General features: G+C 49.1%; 6 protein-coding genes. All 6 read right to left on the reverse strand.

Going from position 1 to position 9,939, the window contains the following annotated elements; genetic code table 11:
* Positions 1-278 precede the first annotated feature (278 nt).
* Positions 279-2,846: a beta-mannosidase gene (locus PSHG_RS12035; RefSeq protein WP_026021338.1), complete on the reverse strand. Its 2,568-nt coding sequence runs from the start codon at positions 2,844-2,846 to the stop codon at positions 279-281.
* Positions 2,847-2,908: 62 nt separating this feature from the next.
* Complete coding sequence (locus PSHG_RS27435; RefSeq protein WP_010273061.1) at positions 2,909-4,522, reverse strand: helix-turn-helix domain-containing protein; 1,614 nt, start codon at positions 4,520-4,522, stop codon at positions 2,909-2,911.
* A complete protein-coding gene (locus PSHG_RS12045) occupies positions 4,500-6,269 on the reverse strand; it encodes a cache domain-containing sensor histidine kinase (RefSeq protein ID WP_010273063.1) in 1,770 nt (589 codons plus the stop codon). The genes PSHG_RS27435 and PSHG_RS12045 overlap by 23 nt, the downstream gene beginning before the upstream one ends.
* Before the next feature lie 27 nt (positions 6,270-6,296).
* Positions 6,297-7,181, reverse strand: a complete 885-nt coding sequence (locus tag PSHG_RS12050) for a carbohydrate ABC transporter permease (RefSeq protein ID WP_010273065.1) — start codon at positions 7,179-7,181, stop codon at positions 6,297-6,299.
* 12 nt (positions 7,182-7,193) lie between these two features.
* Entirely contained in the window at positions 7,194-8,081 is an 888-nt protein-coding gene (locus PSHG_RS12055; protein WP_010273078.1) for a carbohydrate ABC transporter permease, read from the reverse strand.
* Between the two features lie 162 nt (positions 8,082-8,243).
* Complete coding sequence (locus PSHG_RS12060) at positions 8,244-9,566, reverse strand: extracellular solute-binding protein (RefSeq protein ID WP_010273081.1); 1,323 nt, start codon at positions 9,564-9,566, stop codon at positions 8,244-8,246.
* Between the last annotated feature and the right edge of the window lie 373 nt (positions 9,567-9,939).

The following is a 9,939-nucleotide window of genomic DNA, read 5'->3' on the forward strand; positions in this document are numbered from 1 at the left end:
TTGAAAATTGTAACGTTCGCCACTGATCGCCACTGTCCTTATTTTGCTCAAATCGCGGTTCTCTAGGCTTTTTGTCACAAATAAGAGCAAGGAGGAGCGTTAGAAATCAAATCCCTGCTTTTTTGACTAAATAAGAGCGAGGGCGAGCGTTAGCGCAGATCTCTTGCAGCGCAGATCGCCTGTAGCTCAGATCACCTGTAGCACACATCTCCAGCAGCGCTGATCACTTGCTGCTCAAAGCGCATAGTGAAAACTTGCTGAACGTACCTCGGGCTTCTTTACTGCACATTCAAAGCAGATACTCGCAAGCCATCGAGTGTAACCGGCTGACCTTCGCGATCCGTTATCAACACTGTGCGGCTTTCGCCTGGCAGCAGGTCAAAGAAGTTGTCGCTGAAGCGGGTATTACTGCGGGGCAAATCCAGCTTGACCATACGGGCCAGATGCTTGGTTGCGGTAATTGTTACTTTGCCCGGGTTATCAGCTTGTACTTCCAGTTGTGCCGCTGGCATTGCCAGCTCTTTGGGATCACGCAAGTAGTAGCGGTTTTCCGGCGCTGCAAAGCCTCGAGCCTGCAACTGCACAAGGACCCTCCCCGGATCCGCGTTCTGAAGCGCTTCTGCTTCTGCTAGCTGACCAATCTCTACAGCCGTGTTGGCCGCTGCCTGTACATGGAGTGACCGGCTGAACACTTCCTTCCCTGCAAAATCTACGACACGAAGCTCGATGGTACCCGCAAGCTCCTTCATCGTATCGTTGACCACCCATACCCGGAGATCTTCGCCAGGCTCATGGTCAAGCGATAGCAGTACAGGATGAAAAAACGTCTTGGCGTAGTAGTACGAAGCCTTGGGCAGCAGCTCGTAATCGATCATAGACCAGCTCGTCCCGGGCCAGGAATCATTGAGCTGCCATACAAGAGCTCCCCCATTGCGGTGCTTGATCCGGCGGTAGTGCTCAATGCCATACTTCAATCCTTCCGCCTGAGTCAGCATCGAGTAATTCATGTACTCTTCTATGTTTTGCGGAATGCCGGTATAGCCTTCCATCAACAAAATGCCTTTGAGATGGTTCGTATCTTTGTTGCGGTAAGCCATTTCGGAGCTGTTCCAGTAGAATTCCCCCTGCGGAATGAACTTTTCCAAGGTATAACGGTTCGCCGATGCGTGCATGCCAAACTCGCTGCTAAATAAGGCAAAGTCTTTTTTGTAGTTTTTGAATGAGACACCTTTAATGCTGTAATCAAGCTGAGGCGGCTCGCCGAATTTGCGAGGATAGACGGAGCCGTGCCAGACCTGCCAATTATGGCGGTCACCCACCCCGGGATCATTGGCATCATTGCCTCCAAATGGGGAGGATGGCCAGTAAGGGCGGCTGTCATCATATTGCTGCAGCACATCGGGAATTAGCTCATGATAAATCGTCTCCCCGTAAAAAGGACAATGAATATCTCCGCCAGCGGTTTTCATATCCACAAGCCAGTCTATTTCATTATTGCCGCACCATAGCGCCAAAGACGCGCGGTTGCGAAGTCTTTTAACGTTGGACTCCACCTCGCTGCGGACATTCTCCATGAAATTCCGGTTGAAATCGGGGAACAGCGCATTAGCAAATGCAAAATCCTGCCAAACCAATACGCCCTGACGATCGCAGGCATCATAAAAAACATCTTTTTCATAAATGCCTCCTCCCCAGACCCGCAGCATGTTCATATTTGCTTCCACAGAGAGTGAAACCAAATCGTCATACCGCTCACCCGGTATAGCTCCAATAAAATGATCGGCAGGGATCCAGTTGGCTCCTTTGGCATATATCTTTACCCCATTAAGCAAAAAGGCAAACGCCTCTTTCCCTTCCGCATCCTTGGTCTGCAGCTCGATGGTACGAATACCGAATGGAGTCGTAAAGCGGTCCAGATCTTCCTGACCATGCCGCAGCACAACCTCCAGCTGATAGAGATGAGGCTGACCCAGGTCATGGGTCCACCAAAGCTTAGGGGAATCTACAATTAATTCTGCCTCAGTATGGAATCCGCCGCCGCGTTCTGCATGTACAGGGGAAATTGTTTCTGCTACTGCTTCCCCTCCCGGCGACAACAAACGGCAAACACATTCCAGGCCCTCGGCGCTGCGCCCGCCTGACCAGCCGCCACGACGGTGGACGATCACTTCTGCGTCAATGCGCACACGTGCACTTGCTGCCCCTTCAAGAACATTAGCCGAGGACTCCAAATGAACCGTACGGGCATATACGTGATCCAGCTTCGCAATACGAGATCGCCTCAAGCGAACCGAGCCCCAAATCCCGGTCGTTACCATCCGCGGCCCCCAATCCCAGCCGAAGTTCATGGCCGCTTTGCGCAGCCAAGGGCGTTCCTTCGTATACGAAGACCATTGGAAAAGCTCCTTGCCTTCATGGTGCAGCCGGACCGGGTCAAACTTGACGGCAATCACGTTCCACCCTTCTCGCAGCACACGGGTAACATCAAAGACATGGCCGACATGCATATTGGCCGTTTGCCCTACCTCATGTCCGTTCACATAAATTGTGGCAAATGTGTCCAAGCCTTCGAACACCAGCTCATGATGCTCCTCCCTGTCCGAATCAAGCTGGTAGTGGAAAGAAGTGCGATACCACCACTCTTTTTCCTCAATCCAGCGGCTGCTCTGATCGTTATGTCCAAAATACGGGTGGGCAATCTGCCTATGCATAAGCAAAGTCGAATGCACATCTCCCGGTACTTGAGCTGTCATCCAAAATCGGTCATCCAGTGTAGGCTTGGAAGCTTCAATAGGCGCTTTCCCGACGTCAAAGCCATGCAGTCTCCAGTTCTCTTTCAGTTCCATCGCAGTTTCTTTCTCCATATGGTTTGCTCCTCGTTATAAGATTCGAAAGCTATGTTGTCGAGCTAACGTTTTCCGTAAGGTTTATCTGCCGTCACCGGCCTATCGCCTGTCATTCCGCCGCTTTCCCGGAACTCGCTGGGTGTCTTGCCGGTGTGCTTTTTGAACAGCTGGCTAAAATACTTAACATCTTCATATCCGACACTAAAAGCAACTTCACTTACCTTCATCGGGGATACCGACAAAATTTCCTTCGCCCGGGCCATTTTACGGCTGATCACATAATCACCGAAGGTAACGCCCATATCTTTTTTGAACACTTCACTGAAGTGGCTTGGATTCACATGCACCTGCTTAGCCACTTGCTGAAGGCTGACATCTCCGCCCAAATGCCCTTCAATATAAGCGATAGCTTTTCTCACATAGGCGGTCTGTCCATCGGCCAATTCGTGATGATAAACCTTCATTACAGCATTCAGCTGCTGAAATAGGCGGTCTTTGGAGGAAATAGATTGTCCCTCCTGCGCATGTGCAGCTCCCGGAAGCTTAACTTCTTCCTGCCCTTTTCCTGTAGCGAGCATAACCTGCTCTAACCAGCGGCGGGCAGCATGCACAGCCGACTGACTTGCAGCCTCCAGCGTTTCCAGAGTGGCCTCAGAATCGGACAGCAGTTGATTCATATAGCGGCCAACCCAGGCTCGAAGACCGGACAAATCGTCATTTAGAAGAATTGCCGTAAGCTCCAGCTCCTCTTCCCGCTGAATGTGCATTCTCCCTCCCATTCGTTTACGGATATTGTCGTACTCCAGCCATTTTCCGGGGATCCAGGCTTTGTAATTGGCTGTATAGGACGCTGTTTCATAGGATTCATGCAGCTGGTCCGGAGCGGTTACCGGTTTGCCAACTGATACAAAAAGGCTGCAGTTCAGCAGCTCTTCCACTCTCCCAATAATCGAATGATAGGACTGCCTCATTTCGCTGCCTTCCTGTCCGTGAACTACGGCAACAATCCGCTGCTGATGAATAAATGAAAAGCAGGGAATCAATTCTTTCAAAATATTATCAACAGCAAACTGGAGCAGTGACTGATAATCGGGTGTGTCCTCCCAGCCTGATGCTTGAAAAAGCGCGACCTGAAGGGATTCCGTCTCTCGCTTCAGATGATGCTTCAGCAGCTTGCCAGCTGCATGGGCAGCTTCCTGGTTGTCTATAAGCTCGGAGCGGTGACCGTCTAGAACCAGACCTTGAAGATATCTTTTCTGATCCTCCTTCTCCTTGGTGAGCTCCGCATTACGGACAGACAGACGGTCAATGATTCTTTGCTTCGCCTTGATTACTGCTTTAACAATTTCTTCTGGTCCTCCGGTTTTGAGCAGATAATCACCCACCTTGTGGCGGATCGCTTGTTGAGCATACGTAAATTCGTCATAACCGGACAAGATCAGAATCTCCAGATCCGGGAGCAGCTCCCGGCTTTCCTCGGCCAGCTGGAGACCGCTTTTGCCGCCCATGCGGATATCGGTAATCAAAATATCAGGCTTCTCCACAGGAAGGCGGGACAGGGCTTCCTCGGCAGATTCGGCGGGAGCCAGAAGATGCAGGCCAAGATCCTGCCAGTCAATTACCTGGGAAAGTCCATTGCGAAAAATGACTTCGTCATCCACGATCATTATTTTCATGAGGATCCCCCCTGTCCGGAATCGAAAAGCGGATTCGTGTGCCGGCACCGGGACTGCTGATTATATGCAGTTGGGAATCCGGGCCGTAATGCAGCAGCAGTCGTTCATTGACGTTGCGCAGCCCAAACCCGGCGTTCGGTTCTCCGCTCTGAATTTGCTCACGCAGCACTTTCAACTTGTCCTCACTGATCCCTACCCCATCATCCATTACTGTAAAAACCATATGCTTGTCCTGCTCCTCCACGATAACGGTAATGGTGCCTTTCCCTTCTTTTTTCAAGATGCCGTGAAGCATGGAGTTTTCCACCAGCGGCTGGAGCAGCAGCTTCAGCATGTAACGCTCTTGTAGGCGGGCATCCACCACTAGTTCGAGGGCAAACTTGCCCGGATATCGAATCGACTGAACCTGTTCATAATTGCGAATATGAGCCAGCTCCTGGTGGACGGTGCAGTAGTCCCTCCCATTATTCAGGCTGAATCGTAAAAAGTCGCTAAGCGAGCCTACCATCTGGGCTATCGCCTGGTCACGTTTCATGAGCGCCATCCAGCGTATTGAGGATAGTGTATTATAGAGAAAATGCGGATTAATTTGCGCCTGCAGCGCCTGCATATCCGCTTCCTTTTTGCGAGTCTCGTTCTGAATTAGCTGCTTCTTTAATTGTTCTATATGCTTGCCCAGCATGTTGTAGCTCTGTCCCAGACGGGCAATCTCATCATTGGTATTCATCGGAAATACCGGCATTGGACGCTCAGGATTTACCATAGTCAGCAATCGGCTTAACAGCGCCAGCGGCTTCGTCACCCGATTAAGTACAAAAAACGTCAGCGCACCGCTTAAGACTATAACCAGAACGACGGCAGCAGCAGTCAAATGAAGGATAATGCTGCTCTGCGTGCTGGCCCACGAGGAAGGCAGGGTCGCAAGCAGGGTCCAGCCATTCAACGGCTCGCGGTAGTAAAGCAGGGAGAGATCGCCTCCCTCCTCCTCATCTTGCTGAAGCAGAGCTTCGCCATATTCCAACGTATCCTTATAAACCTTGACCTCCGGGTGCAGATCTTCCCAGTTAAGGTACAGCTCCGATTTATCTGAAGCCGACAGGATGTTTCCATTTTCATCCGTCAGCCTGATCTGACCTTCTCCCCCGCCTAGCTGCAGATTGGCCCATTCGCGGGAAACCTGGCTTTCATCGAGGGATACCGATAACCAGCCCAGCAGCTGATAATCGTGAACACTTCTTAAAGGCCGGATAAATGTAATGACATTGCGCTCACCACTGAAATCCTTGATCGGATACAAACCGGCCCACATCTTGTCGGAAACCTCGGAAACTTCAATCGGCGTGTGAAAGTCTGTGTTATATATGGAACTCGAGGATAGAATAGTTGAGGAATTGGCCGCATAGATGGCAATATGGGAAATGTAAGATTTGGAACCGGCCAAATTCCCCAAATCCCCTATAATATCTGCCGCCAGCCTATCGTCAGGGTCAGTCAGTCGGAGGTATTGTTGAATGTCACGCTGGCCAATCAGATAGATGGACATGCCCTCAACATCCTCTATCATCGAGGTTAGATTGCCACGCATTTGACGAAGAGTATCGAAGCCTGACTGGGTAATATTCTTCTTCGTCAGATGTGCGGAAATCCCATAGGCTAACAAACCAAGAAAAAGCATCGGGATGAGAGCAAAAAGCAGCATCAGCAAAGACAGCTTGCGTCTAAGTGAATAACCGAGCCATTTTCTCATCACGATGCCCTCCTCGTCATGTCAGGATCATCCTTTTACCGCTCCTGCTGTCATCCCTTTCATGACCTGCTCCTGAAAGATCAGATACATGAAGATGGTAGGAACAACTGCCATGGTCATAGCGGCCAAGGTCAGTCCATAGTCTGTCGTATACCCGTCAGCAAAATTCGAGATTGCGAGCGGCAATGTTTTCAAACCTGCCGATGTGATCAGCACTAGAGCAAATGAAAAGTCGTTCCAAGAATTCAAAAAGCTTAAAATCACAACGGTAGAAATCGCCGGAAGCGAAATCGGAATCATGATCCTAAAAAAGATGCCCCAAAGCCCCGATCCATCCATAAAAGCCGCCTCCTCCAGCTCTTTCGGAACAGAGGACAAAAATGCTGTCAAAATAAAAATTGCAGTAGGCAGCGCAAAAGCCGTATAGGGAAAAATTAAAGCCCAATACGTATTCAGCATGGAAATTTCCTTCATCATTATGAATAAAGGCACCAGAGTGCTATGAATAGGAATGAGCATTCCGATTACAAAAAAAGTCAGGATCATCGCTTTAAAGCGAAATTGAAAACGGGCGATGATAAACGATGCGAGCATAGCGATAAACAGGGTTAAGGCTAAAGAGCCTAAAGATGTAATTAGGGAATTGCCGAATGCTCTGCCAATATTTGAGCCCATCCAGGCGTTGCTGAAATTTTCAAACATCCACGTCTCAGGAAGAGCAAAAGGACGGTTGAAGAACTCCCCTGTCGTCTTAAAGGAGGAGATAAACAACCAATACAGCGGATATAACGATAAAATACCATACAATGTGAGCAGCGTCCAAGAAACGGCTCCTTTTATTTTACGTCCATTGGGGCGCCCGGCCGAAGCAGGTGCATGCCCCCGCGGGGCAGTGCTTGTCGATTGCTGCAATGTTGTCCCTCCTCATCCATTAGATTTAGACTTCGATTTCCAACTGATCAGCCATTGGCTGATACCAATCAGAATCAGGGAAATCAATACGATCGTTGTTGAGATGGCACTGCCAAAGCCATAGCGGTAAGAGCTGAATGTAGAGTTATACATATATGTGGCTAGCAGCTCGGTAGAATGTGCGGGACCGCCTCGTGTCATAATATAGACAAGATCAAACGATTTAAGACTTCCGGAAATACAGAGTACTATCGCGACCATAATGGTTCCTTTGATCATCGGCAGCGTGACAGAGAACAGCTTGCGCGCACCCGTGGCTCCGTCAAGCTCGGCCGCATCATGGATTTCGCCAGGAATATTTTGCAGAGCGGCAATAAAAATAATCAGATACAAGCCGACAAAGCTCCAGATCAGAGGCGGGATCAGGGAGTACATGCCATAATCCTCAGACAGCCATACCAGCTGCCAGTTCGAGAGACCGAGCTTATCGAGCAAAAAATTCAAGATCCCGATCTGCGGATGATAAATATACTGCCAGATCATACCGATAACGACAGTCGACATAACCATCGGCATAAATACGGCTGTACGGACAAAGCGGGACAGCATGCCGCTTTTTTTCACGACCAGAATAGCGACCACTAGGGCAAGCGGAATTTGGCCAAATACAGAAGCGAGAACGAAAATAATATTGTTTTTTAACGCGGTCCAAAAAATGGGATCGCGAAAGATTTCCACGTAATTGTTTAGTCCAATAAAGGTAGCTTCACCGATACCAGACCAATTGAAGAAGCTATAATAGGTAGACCAAATAACAGGTACAAATACAAACAAAGTGTATATCGCCATTGCAGGCAGCAAACCTATAAAAATAAATTTGCGGTTACTGAAAGCTTTCAATCGACTCACTTCCTTTAAGTCAAGATGCCCCCCATCACCCAAATCCAACAGGACGGGAAGCCGAAAGAAGATCGTATGCAAAATGATCTGATAAATAACGGGTCGGGACTAAACCATCCGCCCGACCCAATCCGCAGCTATTCGCTGTTTGTTATGCTTGCTTTACTTGACTGCTGCTGCCTGTGCATCTTGTATTCTTTGGGCGATCGCTTCGGGATCCCCGCCACTCAGCAATTCCTGCAAACCATTATTAATAACTTCCACAGCCGCAGAGCTTAGTTTGGAATCATAGACCGGGGAAATCTTGACGTCCTGCATCAAGTTATACAATTCAACAAATAAGGGGCTTGCTTTGCTTTCGTCCAGTGGAATGTTGTAGCTGACCAGAGTGGAGCTGTCCAGAGTAGCTTGCTGACCTTCAGGCCCTGACAAAGCGTACAGCAGCTCTAGTGCCGCTTCCTTACGCGCGCCTTCCAGCTTGGCACTTACACCCATTCCGGTACCGACAACCCCGGATGTTGAACGGGCCTCTCCTGCTCCGCCTTCAACTGGCGGAAGAATGGTAATGCGGGTTTGTTCCAAAATATCTTCAGGCGCATTAGTCACAACGTTAGCCATTGCCCAGCCACCGGAGATAAACATGGCTGCCTGGCCTTGGAAATACATCTGCACCATTTGATTCTCATCAATCGAGTTGAAGCCGCTTTGGAAAGCGCCGCGCTCGCCAAGCTCCTGCAGAGTTTCCAGTGCTCTTATAAATTCAGGATCGGTAAAAGAGGCTCCATCCTGTTCCACCGCCTTTAGGAACCATTCCGTCCCGGTTACCCGGTCGGCAATTGCGGAGAAAATTGCTGACTGCACAAACCAGTTCGCTTTATTGCCAAGTGCAATCGGCGTCATCCCATTATCGTTAAAGGTATCAATCGCTGTCATCAGCTCATCCCAAGTTTCAGGAACCTTGACACCGTACTCTTCGAAAATGCTCTCGTTGTAGTAAATAAAAGAGGTGGGAGCCAAATTCATCGGTACGGAGTAAATATTGCCGTCTACAGTAAAGCTGTCCAATGCGTTCTCTATGAAGTTGTCACGCCATTCCGGCTTGCTGTCTAGAAATTCATTAATAGGCTGAAGCAGATTACCGCCAACAAACTCCTTAGTCATGGCATCAGGCCACATAACAAACAAATCAGGCATTTCATTGGCTGCAGCAACCGTTCTCAATCTTGTTTTCAGGCCATCAGTAGGCAGTCCTTCCGTTTCCAGCTTAATATGCGGATTCTCCGCCTGAAAGTTATCCAAAATTTCACGCATGGCGACCGCCTTAGCATCCTGTCCCGTCCAGTTATGCCAAACAGTCAAAGTGACTTTTTCGGGCGATCCTCCATTACTGTTTGTATCTGCAGCATTGCCTCCGCAAGCGCTCAGAGCAACCATAGCCGTGCTTATCGCAGCCACACCGGCGGCTTTAGACCAATATCTCAACATGTACATTCCCCTTTCTGTTCGTGTATGTACCTTTCATTCTATGTGAGATTGCAGCATGCGAATAAGGGAAAATAATCGGGTGAAGGGTAGAACATGGTCGGGTGAAACCATACAGTCCAAAACGCGTTTTCCGCATTATCCATGCCCATTTTCCGCATTATTCATGCCCATTTTCCGCATTATTCATGCCCATTTTCCGACTATCCATGCTATTTTCCGCACTATCCATGCTCATTTTCCGCACTATCCATGCTCATTTTCCGCACTATCCATGCTCATTTTCCGCACTATCCATGCCCATTTTTACGCACTATCCATGCCCATTTTTACGCACTATCCATGCCCATTTTTACGCACTATCCATGCCCATTTT

This window comes from Paenibacillus senegalensis JC66 (assembly GCF_000285515.1).
GTDB classification, from domain to species: domain Bacteria; phylum Bacillota; class Bacilli; order Paenibacillales; family NBRC-103111; genus Paenibacillus_L; species Paenibacillus_L senegalensis.

Bases quoted from the DNA above. Each gene is read 5' to 3' on its own strand.
- PSHG_RS12035 (WP_026021338.1), bottom strand. From the start codon at position 2,846: ATGGAACTGAAAGAGAACTGGAGACTGCATGGCTTTGACGTCGGGAAA.
- PSHG_RS12045 (WP_010273063.1), bottom strand. From the start codon at position 6,269: ATGAGAAAATGGCTCGGTTATTCACTTAGACGCAAGCTGTCTTTGCTG.
- PSHG_RS12060 (WP_010273081.1), bottom strand. From the start codon at position 9,566: ATGTTGAGATATTGGTCTAAAGCCGCCGGTGTGGCTGCGATAAGCACG.
- PSHG_RS27435 (WP_010273061.1), bottom strand. From the start codon at position 4,522: ATGAAAATAATGATCGTGGATGACGAAGTCATTTTTCGCAATGGACTT.